We start from the raw sequence: 18541 nt of genomic DNA, 5'->3' as shown, positions 1-18541 counted from the left end.
AACAAGCAATGGAGCAAAGAAATGGCTGATGACGGTTCCAAGCAATCCACCAATGTGTGGCCCTTGCCCAAGTTCTATTTCCAGGTGAAGTGGGATTCTGCCGTGCTGTCCTTCGAGGAAGTCTCGGGGCTGGACGTGGAGGCCCAGCCCATCGAGTACAGGCATGGCGACAGCCCCGTGTTCTCGGCGATCAAGATGCCGGGCATCAAGAAGTACGGCAACGTGACCATGAAGAAGGGCGTGTTCAAGTCGGACAACAAGTTCTGGGAGTGGTTCAACCAGATCAAGATGAACACCATCAAGCGCGTGCCCGTCACGATCAGCCTGCTGGATGAGGAAGGCAAGCCAACCATGGTGTGGACCCTCACCAATGCCTGGCCCAGCAAGATCACGGGCACGGACCTCAAGTCAGAGGGCAACGAGGTGGCGGTCGAGACCATCGAGATCGTCCACGAAGGTCTCACCATCGCCAACGCCTGAGCACGACATGGCAGCGGACCTCCCCGCCTGGATGCAAGGCTCGCCGTCCTTCATGGCGGACACCCCGCCGGCCGAAATGCCGGTGGCCTTTGCCTTCCGGGTGGGCTTCTCCCGCTCCGGCAGCAGCGCCAGCCCGGTCATGACCTCCTTCCAGGAAGTCTCCGGGCTGGAGCACAGCCTGGAGACCGAGGACGTGGTCGACGGCGGCGAGAACCGCTTCGTGCTGCAACTGCCCAAGCAGGCCAAAGCGCGGCGCCTGCAGCTCAAGCGCGGCCTGGTCGACCGAGGGTCGCCCTTCGTGCGCTGGTGCAAGGACTGCCTTGAGCCCGGACTGTCCGTCCCGCTGGTCCTGCAGGACGTGCAGATACAGCTGATGGACGCTGATCTCAACCCGCTGATGGTCTGGACTTGCAACCGCGCCTATCCCTTGCGCTGGACCATCAACGCCTTCGAATCGCAGCGCAATGAGGTGGCCATCGAGGAAATCGAGCTGGCCTACCAGAGCCTGGTGACACCCGCATGAGCCTGGAAGTCCGTCAACTGGTGCTGAAAGCCACGGTGGCCGAGGACGGCGAGGACGCCGACGACAACCCGTCTGGCACGCGCCCGGGCGCCGACGCCTCCGCGCTGGATGCCGAGCAGCTCAAGCAGGAAATCCTGGCAGCCTGCCGCCAGTGGTTCCAGGAAGCCTTGCGCCAGCAACGGGAGCGCTGATCATGAGCAAGCAGCCCCTGACCATCACACAGCTGGTGCCCAACAGCGATCCACCCACGCCGGACACCGGCAAGCGCTTCAAGGTGCAGATCAATCCGGCCGACTTCACCCACTCGCGCGAGATCCGCTACAACAAGCGCCGCACGCAGGGGCAGAACCGCAACCGCATGCGCTTCAGCGCCGTAGAGCCCGATACCATCAGCTTCAGCCTGGTGCTGGACGGCACCGGCGCCGTGGGCGGCGACGGGCCGACGGTAGAGGTGGTCACCCAGCTGGAGCAGCTCTGCCGCATCGTCTACAACTACGACAGCAGCGCACACGAGCCCAACCATGTGCAGGTGGCCTGGGGCACCCTGATCTTCAACGGCCGGCTGCAGTCCCTCAGCACCCAGTTCACCCTGTTCAAGCCCAGCGGCGCCCCCTTGCGCGCCCACTGCGAGCTGAGCTTCATGGGTTTCGCGAGCAACTCTCAGGCCAATCTGGAGGCCAACCGTTCCTCGCCCGATCTCAGCCACAGCGTGCTGGTCGTGGAGGGCGACACCCTGCCGCTGCTGTGCCTGCGCATCTACGGCGACGCCCGCTACTACCCCGAGGTGGCTGCCTTCAATGGCTTGCGTGAATTCCGCAGGCTGCCGGCCGGCCTGCGCCTGCACTTCCCCCCGCTGAGCTGAGCCATGCCGCAGTCCCCCGCCCTCAACAGCGACGGCCCTGTCAGGGTCACCGTGTCCTGCGACGGCCAGCCTCAGACCGTCCTCCCACTCATTTCGCTCACCGTGCGTCATGCGCTCAACAGCGTGTCCTGGGCCCGACTGGTGCTCCAGGACGGCGACATGCCGCAGGGCACCGCACCGCTCAGCGAGGGCGAGCTCTTCAAGCCCGGGGCACTGATCAGCATCAGCGTGGGCTACGGCGACGAGGAACAAGTTCTCTTCAGCGGCCTGCTGGTGCGCCACGGCTTCCGCATCTTTGGCGAGAACGACAGCCGCCTGGAGCTGGAATGCCGGCACCCCGCCTGCAAGATGACGCTGGGCCGGCGCAGCGCGCACTACGTTGACCAGACCGACAGCGCCATCATCCAGCACCTCGTCGAAGCCCACGGCCTCAGCGCCGAGGTGGACAGCACCACGGCCCAGCACAAAATGCTGGCCCAGCACTACTGCAGCGACTGGGACTTCATGCTGGCCCGCGCCGAGCTGATGGGACTGGTGCTGCAATGCGAGGACGGCAAGCTGGTCATCAAGGCCCCCGCGCTGAGCGCCGCCCCGGTGCTGCACGTGACCTGGGGCGCCGACCTGATCGACTTCAGCGCCGACATCGACGCGCGCAGCCAGTGGACCGCCGTGCAGGCCTCCAGCTGGAGCCTGGAGAGCCAAGCCCTGCTGCAGGGCAGCAGCGCAAGCCCGGGCAGCGACGCCGGCCAGGGCAATCTGGACGGAGCCACCCTTGCGGGCGTGGCCTCACCCGCCACCTACGCCATGCAGAGCTGCGCGCCGCAGACCAAGGACGTGTTGGATGCCTGGGCCAAGTCCACCCAGCTCAAGGCCACGCTGGCACGCCACCGCGGCCAGCTGAGCTTCCAGGGCAGTGCGCTGGCAAGACCTGGCACAGTGCTGCAGCTGCAGGGCGTGGGCGCCCGCTTCAACGGCAAGTGCTATCTCAGCGCCGTACAGCATGAAATCAGCGACGGCAACTGGGTCAGCCACGCCGAGTTCGGCATGCCGCCGGACTGGCAGATGCAGCGCCAGGACATCAAGGCCCCCGCCAACGCCGGCCTGCTGCCAGGGGTGCGAGGCCTGCATGTCGGCAAGGTCGTCAAGCTCGACGCCGACCCCGAGGGCCAGCAACGCATCCAGATCTCCCTGCCCGCGCTGATGGCCGACACGCCCACCATCTGGGCCCGACTGGCCCAGTTCCATGCGTCCAACGGCTTCGGCAGCTTCTTCCTGCCCGAGGTGGACGACGAGGTCATCGTGGGCTTCTTCAACGACGACCCCTCGCACCCCGTGGTGCTGGGCAGCCTCTACTCCAGCAGCCGCATGCCACCTTACGAGCTGGCCGCCGAGAACAACACCAAGGCCGTGGTCACCCGCTACAAGCACCGCCTGATCTTCGACGAGGAGAAGAAGTCCATCACCGTCGAAACCCCCGAGAACAACACCCTCATCCTCGACGACGAAGGCAAGAAGTGCGTGCTGAAGGACCAGAACGGCAACAGCATCACCCTGGACCAGAACGGCATCACCCTGGACAGCATCAAGGACATCAAGATGACGGCCCAGGCCAATATCCAGGGCGATGCGACCGCCAAGATCAGCTGGAGCGCCACGGCAGACTACAGCGCCAAGGGCCTGAACGTCAGCGCCGAGGCCCAGGTGGGCTTCAGCGCCAAGGGCGCCGCCAGCGCCGAACTCTCTGCCTCCGGCCAGACCACCGTCAAGGGTGCGCTGGTCATGATCAATTGAGAGACCCGCCATGCCGCCCGCCGCCCGCCTCACCGACCTCCACACCTGCCCCATGCAGACCCCCGGCCTGCCGCCCATCCCGCATGTCGGCGGCCCCGTCATCGGGCCGGGCGTGCCCACAGTGCTGATCGGCAGCCTTCCGGCCGCTGTGGTCGGCGACAACGCCGTCTGCGTAGGCCCGCCGGACACCATCGTGATGGGCTCCACGACCGTGCTGATCAGCTCCAAGCCCGCGGCCCGCCTCGGTGATCCCACGGCCCATGGCGGCAGCATCGTGCTGGGACTCCCTACCGTCCTGATCGGAGGCTGAGATGGACCACCCCGTACCGGCTTCGCCCGCACCTTCCAGGGCGCGTTCCCGTACGACCGGCAGTACCGGGGTGCCGGCTGCTGCTTGCTTGCGTGAGTGCCCTGCGAAGGTTGGTGCAGGGAGTACCCCATGAGCATCCTCGGACGAGGCTGGAGCTTCCCGCCACGCTTCGACGCCGACCAGCGCCTCGTGCTGTGCGAGGACGTGCCGGACATCGAGGAAAGCCTGCGCATTCTCTTTGGCACGCGGCGTGGCGAGCGGGTCATGCAGCACGCCTACGGCACCCTGCTGCACCAGTTCGTCTTCGAGCAAGCGACCGAGCAGACCTTGAACGAGCTGTGCAGCATGCTGCGCTTGGCCATCATGTATTTCGAGCCCCGCATCGAAGTCGAGACCCTGCAGGCCCGTGTCTCGCAAGAGGACTGGGCGCGCATCGAGGTCGACCTGGCCTATCGCGTTCGCAGCACCAACACCCGGCACAACATGGTCTATCCGCTTTACCTGGACCAGGCTAGCCATCCGGTGCAGGCCGGCTGAGCAAGGAATCCCTGCATGTACACCGGCTCGCAACAGGACACCCGCCTCAGCCCCGCGCTGCTGCCCGGCCACTTCCGCCCGGACGAACTGAGCCTGGCTCAACGCCTGCGCCAGCTGTTGCAATGGGCCAGGCAGCTGGACTTCGTCACCCTGCGCGGCATGCCGCAGGGCCGCTGGTCGGACCTGCTGGAGCAGGACCTCAGCCTGCTGCTGGCCGAGCTCTCAGCCCTGCCTGTGGCGCAGTGGCAGGCCCAAGCCCAGCAGCTCGACACCCTGCCCCTCGCCCAGCAGCGCCGCCAGTGCCTGGCCCTGGCCCAGGCGCTCAATCGCTGGCACAGCCGCCTGCTGGCCTGCCTGGACGAACCCGGCGTCCCGGCGGACGATCCCCTGCACGCCGTGGCCCGACTGCTGCAGGATCGCCTGTCCGGCGTACTGGCCCCGCAGCTGCGCGGCCTGCTGATGCCCGAGGAGACCAGCCGCTCCTGGCATCCGCACTGGGGGCTGCAGCTGTCACAGGGCGATACGCCCCCACGCCCCGCCGGCCTGCGCGAACACCGGCTGCTGTGGCTGTCGATGTGCCGTGTGCTGGCCGGCCTGCAGTCTGCGGCGCAGAAGTCCTTGCCAGGCAGCCTGCGCAGTCAGCGGCACGAGCCCTCCATCGGCCTGCTGCTGGCCCAGACCCAGCTGCTGCAGCGCAGCCGCGAGCCCCTGGACTGCTTCAACGAGCGCCTGACGCAGCACTATTACGCCCAGCGCCTTGGCCTGGGCCGCGAAGCCGAGGTCCCAGCCCTGGTGCACCTGCTGCTGGAACGCCAGCCCCACGCCAGACGCCCCGTACAGTTGCCCGCCGGCAGCCGTTTCGTCGCCAGCCAGGACGGTGTCAGCCGCAGCGTGGAGTCCCTGCACGAGTTGTGGCTGAGCCCGCTGAAGGTGAGCCATCTGCTGAGCCTGTACCAGCCCCGCGACCCCGACATCTCGCCGGAACGGGACTATGGCTATGCCACCAACACCCTGTCCTGGCAGGGTGAATCGCCTGCCGCGGACAGTCTCGCGGACGTCGACCCCAAGGCGCGCCCCCCCCTGGGCGGCGGAGGCGACAGCACCCCTGCCCGCCAGGGCCTGGCCCTGGCCAGCCCGCTGCTGCAGCTGTGCGAGGGCCAGCGCCGTGTGCAACTGCACGTCCACCTGCGGGTGCCCGACGGCTTTGCCGATGGCGGACCGCTGCCCAGCGCCGCGGCCTGCCGGCTGCTGGCCCAGCGCGAACGCCAGGAAGGCTGGCATCCACCCGGCGACGCGCCGGAAGCCGGCCAGTGGCAGCAATTGCTGCAGCGCCTCGAACAGGAATGCCCCTCCCTGCAGGGCGCGCCCTGGTTGCAGTACCTGCTGGTCCGCTGTCTGCATGCGCAGCACCCGGAGACGCTCACCCCCTGGCTGGGCCGGCTCTTCGCGGTGTGGCTCTGCGCAACGACGGCCGAGCTGTCGATGGACGCGCTGACCCTGCTGCGACGTCATGCCGAACAGGTGCTGGTCGACTACGTGCCAGAACCGGGCCAGCGGGTGGACGTGGACGATCCGCTGTCCCTGCTCTACTCGGATGCCCCGCTGGAGCGCTCCCTGGTCTTTGATCGGGTGTTCCGAGGGGCCTGGTCCGCCTCGTTGAGCTGCGCCGAGGGCTGGCTGACGGTGGAGGAAGTCTTCGCCATCCACGGTTCCCTGTCCCACTGCGCACCGGGCGCACGAGCACCCCGGACGCCTCGCCAGGGCGATCAGCAGGGGCAGGGCCGTGCGCCCAGTTCGGCGGGCTTCCTGCTGTGCCTCCAACTGGGTTCGGACCAGGCGGCCATCTGTGCCGCGCGACCCGCCGTGCACGGCAGTGACTGGCCCGCCCTGCCAGTGCTGCAGCTGCGGCTGCAGAGCCGCTCACGCCTCTTTGCCAGCAGCCTACTGCAGCAACTGTCCATGGACACCCTGCAGCTCGAGGTGCAGGTACAGGGACTGCGTGCCCTCGAGCTGCACAACCAGCTGGGCCGCCTGGACCCCAGCAAGCCCTTCCTGCCCTTCGGCCCCCTGCCCGAACCCGGTTCCTATCTGATGTTCAGCCATCCAGAGCTGGCCCAGAAGCCCCTGCAGTCCCTCCAGTTGCATCTGCATTGGCAGGGTCTGCCCCGGCGTTCCTGGGACGAGCACTACGCCGGCTACCCGGACTCGCCCTGGAGCAGCCAGGCCCTGCGCCTGCAGGCCTCAGTGCTGGCCGATGGCCAGTGGCGCGAGACACCCGACGAGGGCCTGCCGCTGTTCGGCGAGGCACCACGCAACAGGCCGCTCGCCGACCAGACCCTCGACTTCGACGGCACGCCGCTGCTGCGGCTGCACCGCCCCGCAGCCAGCCATGCGCGCGAGTACAGCCTGCTGACGCGCTGCGGCTACTTCCGCCTCAGTCTCTCGGGTTCGCCGCATGCCTTCGGCCACGCCGACTACCCCCCATTGCTCACCGCCACGCTGACGCTCAACAGCAAGCTCAAGCAGGCCGCCCCCCTGCCCCAGGTGCCCTACACGCCCACACTGGCCGCGGTGGAAGCGGACTACGTCGCAAGGCAGCGCATCCCGGCCCGCAGCGGCGAGCCCATGGCCGATGGCACCGAGCTGCGCTACCTCTGCCCCTTCGGCACCCAGGTCCTGCATGCGCTGCCGCAGTCCGATCCGCGGACGGTGCTGCAGCGCTGGCCGGCCACGGGCCAGCTGATGATAGGTCTGCAGGGCGAGCCGCCGCAGGGCACCCTGAGCCTGCTGTTCAAGCTGCGCTCCGAGTCGGCGCGCGAGCCGCTGGGGCGCCCCTTGCCACGCCTGCGCTGGCAGGCCTGGTGCGGCGACGGCTGGCTGGACCTGGAAGCCCACCGCGTGCTGCTGGATGGCACCGAGGGCCTCCTGCGCACCGGCGTGATACTGCTGGACCTCCCGTCCGGCATGAGCGCCGACTGCCCCAGCCTGCCGCCCGGCCCCTTCTGGCTGCGCCTGCTGGGAGATGAACGTCTGCCACTGCTGGCGGGCCTGCAGGGCGTCTGGACCAATGGCGTGCTGGCCCGGCTTCAGGGCCCGGCCCTGCCGCGCCCCCTGGCCCCGCTGTCCGTGCGAGCAGCCCAGGAGGCCGTGCCAGGTCTTGCCGCCGTTCGCCAGCCCTGGCCCTCCTTTGCCGAGCGTGCGGCCGAGACACAGCAGGCCTGGATCACCCGCATCGCCGAACGCCTGCGCCACAGGGGTCGCGCAGCCATGCCCTGGGACTACGAGCGCCTCGTGCTGCAGCACTACCCCGAAGTGCAACGCGTCAAGTGCATCCCGCGCAGCGACCCGCGCGGCGATGGCCGGCTGACCGTGGTGGTCGTGCCGGCCCTGCCCGCCGGCGTCGCGCCCGATGGGGCCGAAGCCCCCAAGCTCGACGCCGCGACCCTGGCACGGATCCAGCGCTGGCTGCAGTCACGCATGCCGCCCGGGCAGCCTCTGCTCGTGCGCAATGCCACCTACGAACGCCTGCAGGTGCGTTGCAGCCTGCGGCTCAAGCCCGGCGAGCCGGCAGGCGAGCGCCTGCGTCAGATCAATGATGCCCTGCGCGCCTACCTCTCGCCCTGGCGCGAAGGCGGGCCCACCATGCATTTCGACTGGCAGTTGCAGGTTGACGAGGTCGAGGCCCTGCTGCGTGCCCAGCCCGGCGTCGCGCAGATCGGGCAGGCCTCGCTGCTGCACATCATCCGCGACGACCAGGGTCACTACACCCTGCGCGACACCGCCGTCGGAAGCCGGCTCATCAGGCCCTCCAGGCCCTGGAGCTTGGCACTGCCCACGCGGGGCCATCTCCTTGAACTCAGCGATCACCCCAGCCCCCACGCGCCCGCCAGCGGGATCGCCAAGCTCACCCTGGGTGGCAGCTTCATCATCGGGCAGGACTCAGCATGACGTGCAGAAACCGTGAGACGCTGAAGAACTACTTCCGCGAAGGGCAGCTGCCCACGCAGGAGCATTTCGCCGACCTCATCGACTCCATGCTGAACATGGCGGATGAGGGCTTTCGCAAGACCGTTGCCAACGGCGAGGAAATCTATGCCCCCGTCGGCCACGATGCGCTGATCAGCTTCTACCGCGACCAGATGCCCGAGCAAGCCCTGTGGCGGGCCGCGCTGCACACGCAGCGCAACCAGCTGCTGATCCAGAGCCCCGGGGTGGCGAAGGACCCGCTGCTGAGCCTGGACCTCCAGCAGCGCGTGGGCATAGGCACGGCCGACCCCTCAGACAGGCTGGACGTGCAGGGCCATGTGGCAGCCCACGGCCGGCGCGGCAACCTGCCCCTGCCCGGACCCGTGCTCGCCAATGGCCGCTGGCAAGACCTGACCCCCGAACTGCAGGGCTGCCAGGGCTTCGAGCTGATGGCAGGCGCCGGGCAGCCAGGCAGCGGCCACTTCAGTCTCATGCACGCCATCGCGCTGAGCACCTACAACCCCGGTCGAGGCCTGCTGGGATGGCTGCAGCGCCAGCGCGGCATTCGCACCACCCAGGCCTGGTGGGGGCGCCGCTGCGACCGATTGCAGCTGCGCTGGCATGGCAGCGAGGGCCGCAAGGCGAGCTACAAGCTGCAGATCCGCACCGCCTGCAACTTCGGTGACGAGCTGCGCATCCAGGTCCATCTGAGCCAGCTCTGGTTCGACCCCCACATGCAGGGAAGCCAAGCCCCGGGAGGCCAACCATGAAGGGCGCGGGCCCACGGCTCGGCAGCATCGCGCGCCATCGTGGCGAGAGCCCCGACCCGCTGGGCTTCGACGCCCTGCGCGCGCTGGGCGTGGACTGGGCACAGCAGGCCTCGGGCGAGCTCTGGACGGACTACAACCTTCACGACCCCGGCGTGAGCCTGCTGGAGGCCCTGTGCTACGCCATCACCGAGGACGTCTTCGCCGCACGCCAGAGCGTGCCCACGCTGCTGGGACTCCGGCCCCAGGACGACGATGCGGCGTGGGAACGCTTCGGTCTGTCCCGGCGCGATCGCCAGGAGCCCTGCCGCCCGCTGAGTGAGCGCGACTGGCAGCTGTGGCTGCGCCAGCAACTGCCCCAGGCCCGCCAGCTGCAGATCCGCGCACAGCAGGACCAGGCGGGTCGATTCCAGGGCCTGTGGACCCTGAGGCTGCAGGAGCGCGGCGAGGCGGACCAGGAGCAGTCGGGCCTGCTCCAGCAAGCCCTGAAAGCCTTCTGGGGCCGGCGCAATCTGGCCGAGGACCTCGCCCATCCGCCACAGGCCCTGCAGGCCCGCTGGGTCTCGCTGCGCGGGCTGCGCATCGCCATCACGGGCGAGCGTGAACTGCCGGAACTGCTGGGCGAAGTGCTGCAGCGCTGCGACGATGGGATCTCCAGCCGCATCCCGGACAGTCCCGAGCAGGACCTGCTGCCGCTGGGTGGCGAGTTCAGCGACGGTCCGCTGGGCCGCACCGCCCACGCTGAGGAGCTGCAATGGCTGGAGTCCCGCCATCCCGTGCTGCATCCCGCCGACCTGGCCCGCCAGCTCGGCGGCGTGCCGGGGCTGGCAAGCGTGGAGGACCTGCGGCTGGACCTCTCCGAGCAAGACCAGGCGCTGGCTGATGCCACTTTGCTGCCTCACGGTGGGCTGCAGCGCTGGGGCATGGACTGGGCCCTGCGCCTGCGCTGGCCCGAGCAGCCCTCGGACCTGCAAGGCTGGACGGTACTGAAGGACGGTGCGCCCATGCGTCTGGAGCTGGGCCCGCTGCTGGCCGACCTGCAGGAATGGCGGCGGGTGATGTACATGCGCCGCGCTGGCAGCGGTGGCTCGGCGGTGACGCAGGCTCATCTGAAGCCCTGGCAGGGATTCCCCGCCCAGGAAGAGCTGCCGCCCCTGCCCATCCGGCGCGAGGACCACCTGCCCGCCACCGCGGTGTTGCCTGCACTCTACGAGCAGGCCTTGCAGGCCGGCGCGAGCCAGGAGCCCGGCCTGCGTGCGCAATGGACGGGCTACCGCGCCTTGCTGGAACAGGGCCTGCTGCAGGTGCAGGTGCAAAGGGAGCAGATGCCTCGCCTCTATGCCCTGGACCAGACGGACTCGCGCAGCTACTGGCCGGGCCTGCCCGGCGAGGCCCAACTGCCCGGCGTCGAGTCCCTGCTGCAGACGCCGCCCAGCCAGTTGCCCCCGGGCGCCTGGATCGACGACGACCCTCTGGAGCGGCGCCACCGCCTGCTGGACTACCAGCTGGCCCTGCATGGCGAAGTGCTGGACCACAGCATGCTGCAGGGTCTGCCCTGCTATTTCTCGCCAGCGGCCTGGGGCCAGCACCTGCTGAAGCTCAAGCGCAGCTTCGCCCAGCGTCTGCCGCGTCTGACGCAGGAGCGCCATGCCGCCGCCGACTACAGCCGTCCCCTCCTGGACGAAGCCGACAACACCCCGCCTCTGCAGGAGCGCCTGGCCTTGCAGCTGGGCATGATGGCGGGTCACAGCCGCCTGCTGGGCAGCACACTCGCCGCCCTGGAGGCGCAGCAGTCCGGCAGCAGCACCCGGCTCGCGCTCTCCGACGAACAGCTGCGCTCCCTGCAAGCCGTGCTGGAATCGCAGTCGCGCGCGCGGCCGCTGGAGGGGCCGCCCCTGGAGCAGCGCTTGCATCAGCTGGCCCCCCTGCTGCGCCGCCTCGGCGCAGACACCGCCTGCCTGCTCGCGGCGCTGGCGCCCCAGCGCTTCGTCCAGGCTGGAGAGCACGGCCCTTTGCTGTTGCTGGACGACAGCGGCCGTGCCGCCTGGCGCCTGGCCGCCGCCCTCAGCCGGGAGCAGGCGCGCGGCCTGGCCCACGCCCTGCACGAGTTGTCCTGCCTGGTCCAGCTGCATGGCGAGGGCCTGCACTTGGTTGAGCCGCTGCTGCTGCGCCCCTGCGCCGAAGGCCGGACCCCGGCCTGCCCGCTGCCTGACGACGGCGTGCAGCTCTACCTGGTCTGCAGCGGCTGGACGGCCCGTGCCCGCGACGAGCGCTTCCGCGAACTGACGCTGGCCCTGCTGCGACGCGAGGCGCCAGCCCATCTGCGCTGCGGCCTTCTGTGGCTGGACGCCGACGCCTTGCGCGAGTTCGAGGAACGCTGGCAGCACTGGCTGGGCCTGCGCCGTCGCTACTGCCTGGCCTTGCTGAGTGGTCAGGCGGCGCCCAGCCTGTGCCAGTCCCTGGACCAGGCGGCCGAGCAGCTGCGGCAGTTTCTGGAGGGGCAGTCATGAGCGCCCACGTGATCGAAACCCTCAGCCTTGAGCTGCGACATCCGCATGGCCGTTTCGCAACGCAGAGCCACGGGCTGCATGAGCGCCTGATGCGCTTTCTGCGCAGCGAGGGTCTGCGGCAAATTGAGCGGCTGTTCGACGAGCTGGCACCACGGCTGCCCGAACCGTCGCTGGACCGCCTGGTGCTGGACCTGGGCCGGCTGCATTCAGATCAGGACGAGCGGGAGTGGAGCGAGCGCCTGCGTCTGGCCTTGGAAGCGGCCCTGCTGCCCGGGGCTCGCCAAGCAGCCGGGCAGCCGCCCGCAGCCGCCACACAACCGCTGCAGCACTTCCTGGCCTACCTGGAGCGCGGTCACCTGCCGTGGCAGCTGACGAGCACGCCCCAGGGCTCCTTGTCACGCTGGCTGGCCTGGCTGGTCCAGCAGCAGGGGCCGCAGCTCTGGCGGTCGCTGGAGCGACACCCTGCCGGCCCTGTCCTGCTGCAGCGCTTGCGCCAGATCAGTCCGCACGAAGGTCTGCAGGCCCTGCTGGCCCAGCGCGATCCCGGCCTGGGGCGGCAGATGGCGGCGCTGGACGAGCACGCCCTGCTGCCGCTGCAGGCCAGCGGCCGGCTCAGCGCCTACGAGCGCCAGCGCCTGCAGCAGGTGCTGCGCGCCCAGGCCCTGGACCTGCTCTGGGAGGCGCGCGGCCGCCCCCTGGGCGATGCCAGGCGCCGCCGCCTGCTGCAGGCCCTGCAGGCCGAGCTGGGCCGTGCGCTGGGATCAGCTTGGCAAGCACGGCTTCAGCCCTTGGCCCCGCCGTCCGACGAGCCTGGGCTGCTGCAGGACCTGCTGCGCGGACATGCCCCGCCACCGGATGGGCAAGACCTGACCCCGGACGACACGCCTGGCACGTCACCGGGCCGGGTCTGGGAAGCCAGTCTGCTGCGGTTGCGCCCCCTGCTCGATGGTGGGCGGCCGCTGAGCCAGGCGCAGCGATCGCGCCTGCTGCAGCAACTGCGGGTGCTGGCCAGCCACCACGCGCAGGCCCTGGGCCAGCGACTGAAACTGTGGATGCAGGATGCTCCGGCGCGACGGCGCTGGGCCCTGGCCCTGGATCCCGCCAGCTTCGGCGGCCTGCTGGGCTGCCTGGGACCCGCGTCCGTGAGAGCCCCCGAAACCCTGCCACTGCCCCAGGCATCGCCGGCCGTGCACTGGGCCGAGTCCCTGCGCCAGGCCGCCCTGCGCCTGCAGCGCCGCGCCTTGCCGGGCCTGCAGCCGGGCCTGTCACGGCTGCAGAGCCTGCTGATGGAAGCCTGCCTCGACGCCCTGGCCCGCGGCGAGCGCCTGCCCGACACCCATGCCGGCTGGCAGCGTTTCTGGGAGGCTGCCTGGCGGCGCTGGGAGCGGCCGGATCGACTCCCTCAGCGCCGCGCCCCCCGGCCCGACAGTTCCACGGCGGCCATGGTCCAGGATCCGTGGCTACCGCCAGCCCCGCCCAGGACCGAAGCCCGCGCCGGCCCTGAGACCCCGCCCAGCGCCACCCTGGACCGCGCCCTTCAGGGCCTGGCACGGCAGTGCGAGCAGGGCCGCTGGCAATGGCCCCAGCGCCTGCGTCTGGCACGCCTGCTCAGCAGCGAACAGGCCTGCGCCCGTTGGGTTCGTCTGTTCGACGAATCACGGCGCTGGCAGATGCTTCGCGCCCAGTTCGGCGCTGCCACCCAGGGCCTGCAACAGCGCGCCGGACGCCTGCTGCGCTGGCTGGGCCAGGCCATGCAGGAGCCCGCAGCCGCGCTGGCGGAACACTGGCGGCGCCTGTGCCGCGTGCTCTTCCTGGAAGCCAGGGCACCCGAGGCAGAGACGCTGCGGCAGGCCTATCAGCAGCTCAGGCCGCCCACGCCGACGGCAGCTGCGCGGCCGGCGGTCTCCGAGCGCGAGCCCATCTGGGTGGACGACGCCGGTCAGGTCCTGCTCGCGGCCTACGCGGAACGGCTTTTCAAGCATCTGGAACTGCTGGACCAGGGCCGCTTCCGCGACGAGAGCGCGCGTGCCGTGGCCGTGCAGTGCCTGCAGCGCCTGTGCCATGGCGAGCAGCCGCGCGAAGAATGCGACAGCGTGCTCTCCCGCCTGCTCTGCGGCGCCAGCCCATCGACCGTCCTGCCCGCCACGCCCCCACTGCCGCCGCAGACGCTCGCCCTGCTGGAGCAGATGCTGCAGGCCGTGATCTCGCACTGGAAGGCTCTGGGCAATACCTCGGTGGCCGGTCTGCGGGAGGCCTTTCTGCAGCGGCAGGGCCGCCTGATGAGGGAGAAGCCGCGGGCCGATGCCCCGCCCGCATGGCGGCTGCGCGTGGAGAAGCGCGGCCTGGACGTGCTGCTGGACCGACTGCCCTGGAGCTTCTCGACGATCCGTCTTCCCTGGATGGAAGGAGTGCTGCATGTGGAATGGCGTTGAGACCCCGCACAGCCTGGCGCTGATGCAGGAGCTGGACTGGCTGGGGCGCGTGCTGAACCTGCGCCTCGAACAGCATTTCCAACAGCGCCAGGAGGGACTGGAAGCGGCCGAGCCGCCGCCCGCACCGCCAGCGGGCAGCGAGCTGGGTCGCTGGGTGGACGAGATGCGGCTGGGGATGGAGGAGCGCCTGCTGCTGGCCCTGGCGCTGGTGCCGCATCTGCGCCCCGCGGCCCTGGATCTGCTCTTCATGCGCAACGAGAACCTGGAACGCGGCTTCACCGAGTTCGGTGGCATCAAGGCGCAGGCGCACGGCGGCTTCCTGCCCACAGGCGAGACGGCCGCCTTTCTGATCGCCGGCGAGTCGCTACCCAGGCGCGTGGCGCTGCAGGAGCTCTTTGACCCGCGCCATCCGCTGGTCCAGCGCGGCTTCGTGCAGCTTGATCTGCCGCCGGCCGGTGAACCGCGCCTCAGCGGCACGCTGCAGCTCAGCAACGAAGCCTTGCAACTGCTCAGCAGCGGGCATGCCGACCGGCCCGACTACAGCATCCAGTTCCCCGCCAAGCGCATCGAGTCGCCGCTGGACTGGAACGATCTGGTGCTGCCCCCCGAGGTCATGGACGAGGTGGATCAGCTCTGCGCCTGGATGCAGCAGGGCCAGGTCCTGATGCAGGACTGGGGCCTGGCACGGGCCCTCAAGCCCGGCTACCGCGCCCTCTTCCACGGCCCGCCAGGTACGGGCAAGACGCTGACCGCCACGCTGATCGGCCAGCGCACGGGTGCGGATGTCTATCGCATCGACCTCTCCATGGTGGTCTCCAAGTACATCGGCGAGACCGAGAAGAACCTGGCCCGCGTCTTCGACCAGGCCGCGACGCGGCGCTGGATTCTCTTCTTCGACGAGGCCGACGCGCTGTTCGGCAAGCGCGGCGCCGTCAGCAATGCCAACGACCACCACGCCAACCAGGAGATCGCCTACCTCCTGCAGCGCGTGGAGGACTTCCCGGGCGTGGTCATCCTCGCCAGCAACTTGCGCAGCAACCTGGACGAGGCCTTCTCGCGCCGCTTTCAATCGATGATCTATTTCCCCATGCCCGATGCCGATGCCCGACTGCGCCTGTGGCAGGGCATGCTGGCCGCGCAACACCTGGCCCCCGAGGTGGACCTGATCGCGCTGGCGCAGCGCTATGAGCTCGCCGGAGGCGCCATTGCCAACGTCATCCGCCACGCAGCGCTCAGCGCGCTGCGCGACGGTCGCCAGCAGATCCGCCTGCTGGAGCTGCGCACCGGCCTGGCCAAGGAGCTGCGCAAGGAAGGGAGGACCCTATGAGCCGCCACGTGCCCCATGCCCCTGCGCACGCATCGCGCCCGCTTGCCTGGCGGCGCCAGGGGGCGGGCCGGGCTCTGCTGCTGGCGCTGGCGCTGCTGCCGGCTGGGCTGACGGTCTGGAGTGCAGGCGCCGGAGCGGGCACCGCGTCCTCAGCGGCCTCAGCGTCCTCAGCGGCCAGCAGTACCCAGCCCACAGCGGCAAAGCCTGGCGCCGCGAACGTGGCGATACCGGCCGGTCCTGCGCCCTCCACCGCCGTGTCAGGCCCGGCCACCACCACGGCCCCCGCGGCGGAGAGCCGGCCGGTGGCGGCTCAGCCCTCGGTCTCCAGCATCCAACTGCCGGCCCTCGCTCAATGCAGCGCAGCACCGCGCCCGGCCTGTGTCGATCCGGACCCGCTGAGCCTGGAGCGCCGTCCCGAGTCCCTGCCCAATGGCGTGGTCGGCGTTCGCTACCAGCGCGGGATCCGCGCCGAGGGAGGCCAGCCGCCCTATGTCTTCAAGCTTGCCGAAGGCAGCCTGCCGGATGGCCTCCGGCTGGACCCGGGCGGGCTGCTGGATGAGGTTCCCACCAAGGCCGGGCTCTACCGCTTCCGGCTGAGTGTGGCGGATGGCGCAGGCCGGGTGGCCAGCCAGTCCTACCTGCTGCGCATCCTTCCCGTGCGCAAGCCCGAAGCACCAGCCTCAGGCGCCAGCAGCCCCAGCCCCAGCCCCGCGCCGCGCCTCAGCAAGCTGGACCTGCGCGAGTTAGGCAAGAACGGCGGCCGTACGCCCACGGCCATCGTCTACCAGTTGCAGCCTGCGCAGCTGGACGCACTGGCTCCCCTGACCAAGCCGCCGGAACCGGCCGATCCCGCAGCCAGCGCGGCCGGCAGCGAGCCATCGGCCACGGAGCCTGCCTTGCCCACGCCGCCGCCCCCCCTTGGCATGCCCTGGAGCGAAGACCAGCAAAAGCAGCTGCAGCAATGGCTGGAACCGCTGATGGGCGTCGAGTACCCCAGCCGCCATCTCTTCCTGGCCGCTGTCGATGCCCTCGCCTGCGCGCAGACGCGCCAGTTGGTGACGGCAGAAGCCCAGCGCCTGAAGCAGCAGGCCCCGAGCAGTCAGGAGTTGGCCGCCGCCTGTCCTCCCCAGCAGGCCGCGGCCGGTGCCAGCGCGCCACCCGGTACGAAGGCGGCCAAGGCCGCGGCCGGGGCGGCATCGGCCGCCAGCGCCGCCAGCACGGCCGGCGGCGGCCTTCCTGCTTCAGCCAGCCATCTGGGCTGGCGCGAGCTTCCCGCCTGGCTGCTGCCGCAGGCCCTGCGCCCCTGGCTGGCGGACGCGGCTGCCCGCGAGCGCGACCTCACCCCCGCCCAAGCCCTGCAATGGACGGCCACCCCCGATTGCCATTGCGCGAATGCGCGCGCGCGGCAGATGATCTATGCGATCGCGCCGAACTGGCTGGCCCCCAACCCGCCCCAGGGCATGGACTTCAGCCTGATCCACCGCATCACGCCTTTCGCGCTGCCCTTCAGCCAGGACCTGGGCGTGGATCGCCCCGAGTCCTGGACCCCGGCCCAGATTGCCTTCATCGAGACAGCCCGCCGCTTCGACACCCGCGTTGACTTCGGCATCTATCGACGCGACTGGCGCTTCCTGGCCACTGAGCCGGCGCTGGCCCGGGAGTCGCTGCTGGAGCGATTCAGCACCCAGATTCCCCGCCATGCGCGCGAGCTGCTGGACATGCCCCTGCCTGGCTGGCAGGCGCGGGCCAAGGCTGCGCTGCCGGGCTTCGGTGAGGTGCAGCGCATGGGCGACGGACTGACCGTCTATTTCGACCAATTGCCGGATCCGGCCAAGGACAAGGTGCTGGCCGAGCGCTTCGCCGAGTTCTATCCGCGCTTCATCCGCGGGCTGGGCGCTGCGCTGGCTGAGAACCGCAGCCGCCGCTATGCCATCAACCTGATGCTCAACGACGTCCAGCTGAAGCAGGCGGGGCCCTTCGAGGTCGCGCGGCTCTTCGAGCTGCTCAAGGCGGTCGAAGACCCTGAGATGGCGGACGGCCGCATCGTCGAAACCAACGCCGACTACAAGCGCAACAGCAATGTGCAGCTGCGCTTCCTCGTCCTGCTCTCGGAGCCCAGCAGCGACAGCAAGAAGCAGCTGCGAAGCACCATCGAGGCCAGCCCCGCGCTCAAGGGCGGTGACCGGCGCATCTTCCTGCGCAGCGTCGTGCCCGTGCTCGTGCTGCCCCAACTCGACACGCAGCAGTACCAGGACGACCTGGTCTATGTGCAGGACAACTTCGACGGCATCGGCTTCTGGCCCTCTCCTCTGGCCGACAGCCTGATCAAGCCCCAACAGCGCGAGACGCTGCGCCGGGTCTTCGTCGGCGACCCCGGGCTGGGCATCAGCGATGCCATCTGCGGCTTCGTCTGCCCCAACCGCTGGCTGCTGCGGCTGGTCTTTGACCTGCTGATCCTGGCCGGGATCCTGACCTGGGTGGCCTTCCAGTGGAATTGCGAATGGCGCGCGAAGTACGGTCGCCTCGCCCTGCTGGCCGGCATTCCGCCGGTGGTGCTGGGCGCCGGCCTGCTCGAGTGCGACCCGGTGCTGGCCGGCATACGCAACAGCAATGCGCAGTTGCTGACCCTCATTGCGATTCCCGTCATCGCGGCGCTGGTGGCGCTGCTCAAGAGAAAGGTGGAGAAGCCATGAAATCGAACGAGCGAACCCTGGCGCCGGTGGCGCCGCTGCAGCGCCAGGCGGCAGCCCATGCGGGAGCCGGCGCAGCGGCGGACACTCCACGCCAGCTGGCGCAAGGCGCGCAGATTGCACAGCTCATGGACGGCGAGCGCAAGGCCAGCGGGCATGCCCTCGGCCCCTCGCACTCGAAGACGGGGCCCACGGGCAAGACACGATCTCACAAGCCCGGCAAGGGCCGCACGGAGAAGCCGAGCATCAGCGCTGCGAAGAACAACAAACGCCGACGTCAGATGCAGAACAACGTGTCCAACTCCATCGCCAAAGACAAGCAAAAGTGACGAGCTGGCCTGACACG

Annotated in this window: 14 protein-coding genes; all 14 read left to right on the top strand. The window is 69.7% G+C overall.

Going from position 1 to position 18541, the window contains the following annotated elements; translation table 11 throughout:
- Nucleotides 1-21 precede the first annotated feature (21 nt).
- Nucleotides 22-480: a phage tail protein gene (locus ACS5PK_RS01910; protein WP_439438581.1), complete on the top strand. Its 459-nt coding sequence runs from the start codon at nucleotides 22-24 to the stop codon at nucleotides 478-480.
- Nucleotides 481-487: 7 nt separating this feature from the next.
- Entirely contained in the window at nucleotides 488-1003 is a 516-nt protein-coding gene (locus ACS5PK_RS01905; RefSeq protein ID WP_439438580.1) for a phage tail protein, read from the top strand.
- Nucleotides 1000-1194, top strand: a complete 195-nt coding sequence (locus tag ACS5PK_RS01900) for a DUF5908 family protein (protein ID WP_439438579.1) — start codon at nucleotides 1000-1002, stop codon at nucleotides 1192-1194. Before ACS5PK_RS01905 ends, ACS5PK_RS01900 begins: the two co-directional genes overlap by 4 nt.
- Before the next feature lie 2 nt (nucleotides 1195-1196).
- A complete protein-coding gene (locus ACS5PK_RS01895) occupies nucleotides 1197-1865 on the top strand; it encodes a CIS tube protein (RefSeq protein ID WP_439438578.1) in 669 nt (222 codons plus the stop codon).
- A gap of 3 nt (nucleotides 1866-1868) precedes the next feature.
- Nucleotides 1869-3656, top strand: a complete 1788-nt coding sequence (vgrG, locus tag ACS5PK_RS01890; protein ID WP_439438577.1) for a type VI secretion system tip protein VgrG — start codon at nucleotides 1869-1871, stop codon at nucleotides 3654-3656.
- A 10-nt stretch (nucleotides 3657-3666) separates the two neighbouring features.
- Nucleotides 3667-3966, top strand: a complete 300-nt coding sequence (locus tag ACS5PK_RS01885) for a PAAR domain-containing protein (protein WP_439438576.1) — start codon at nucleotides 3667-3669, stop codon at nucleotides 3964-3966.
- A gap of 129 nt (nucleotides 3967-4095) precedes the next feature.
- A complete protein-coding gene (locus ACS5PK_RS01880) occupies nucleotides 4096-4503 on the top strand; it encodes a GPW/gp25 family protein (RefSeq protein WP_439438575.1) in 408 nt (135 codons plus the stop codon).
- 15 nt (nucleotides 4504-4518) lie between these two features.
- Complete coding sequence (locus ACS5PK_RS01875) at nucleotides 4519-8451, top strand: baseplate J/gp47 family protein (protein WP_439438574.1); 3933 nt, start codon at nucleotides 4519-4521, stop codon at nucleotides 8449-8451.
- On the top strand, nucleotides 8448-9239 hold the full coding sequence (locus tag ACS5PK_RS01870; RefSeq protein ID WP_439438573.1) for a hypothetical protein: 792 nt from the start codon (nucleotides 8448-8450) through the stop codon (nucleotides 9237-9239). The genes ACS5PK_RS01875 and ACS5PK_RS01870 overlap by 4 nt, the downstream gene beginning before the upstream one ends.
- Nucleotides 9236-11746, top strand: a complete 2511-nt coding sequence (locus tag ACS5PK_RS01865; RefSeq protein ID WP_439438572.1) for a hypothetical protein — start codon at nucleotides 9236-9238, stop codon at nucleotides 11744-11746. Before ACS5PK_RS01870 ends, ACS5PK_RS01865 begins: the two co-directional genes overlap by 4 nt.
- On the top strand, nucleotides 11743-14178 hold the full coding sequence (locus ACS5PK_RS01860) for a contractile injection system tape measure protein (protein WP_439438571.1): 2436 nt from the start codon (nucleotides 11743-11745) through the stop codon (nucleotides 14176-14178). Before ACS5PK_RS01865 ends, ACS5PK_RS01860 begins: the two co-directional genes overlap by 4 nt.
- Nucleotides 14162-15505, top strand: coding sequence for an ATP-binding protein (locus tag ACS5PK_RS01855; RefSeq protein ID WP_439438570.1), 1344 nt, complete (start codon nucleotides 14162-14164; stop codon nucleotides 15503-15505). Before ACS5PK_RS01860 ends, ACS5PK_RS01855 begins: the two co-directional genes overlap by 17 nt.
- On the top strand, nucleotides 15502-18198 hold the full coding sequence (locus ACS5PK_RS01850; protein ID WP_439438569.1) for a hypothetical protein: 2697 nt from the start codon (nucleotides 15502-15504) through the stop codon (nucleotides 18196-18198). Before ACS5PK_RS01855 ends, ACS5PK_RS01850 begins: the two co-directional genes overlap by 4 nt.
- The gene (locus tag ACS5PK_RS01845; RefSeq protein WP_439438568.1) at nucleotides 18195-18524 is read left to right on the top strand and encodes a hypothetical protein; all 330 of its coding nucleotides are present in this window, start codon (nucleotides 18195-18197) and stop codon (nucleotides 18522-18524) included. Before ACS5PK_RS01850 ends, ACS5PK_RS01845 begins: the two co-directional genes overlap by 4 nt.
- The last annotated feature ends 17 nt before the right edge of the window (nucleotides 18525-18541 follow it).

Source organism: Roseateles sp. DB2, assembly GCF_051857535.1.
In the GTDB taxonomy this organism is placed as follows: Bacteria; Pseudomonadota; Gammaproteobacteria; order Burkholderiales; family Burkholderiaceae_C; genus Roseateles_B.
The sequence above is the reverse complement of the archived record's forward strand: the minus strand, read 5'-3'. Positions and strand labels throughout refer to the sequence as shown.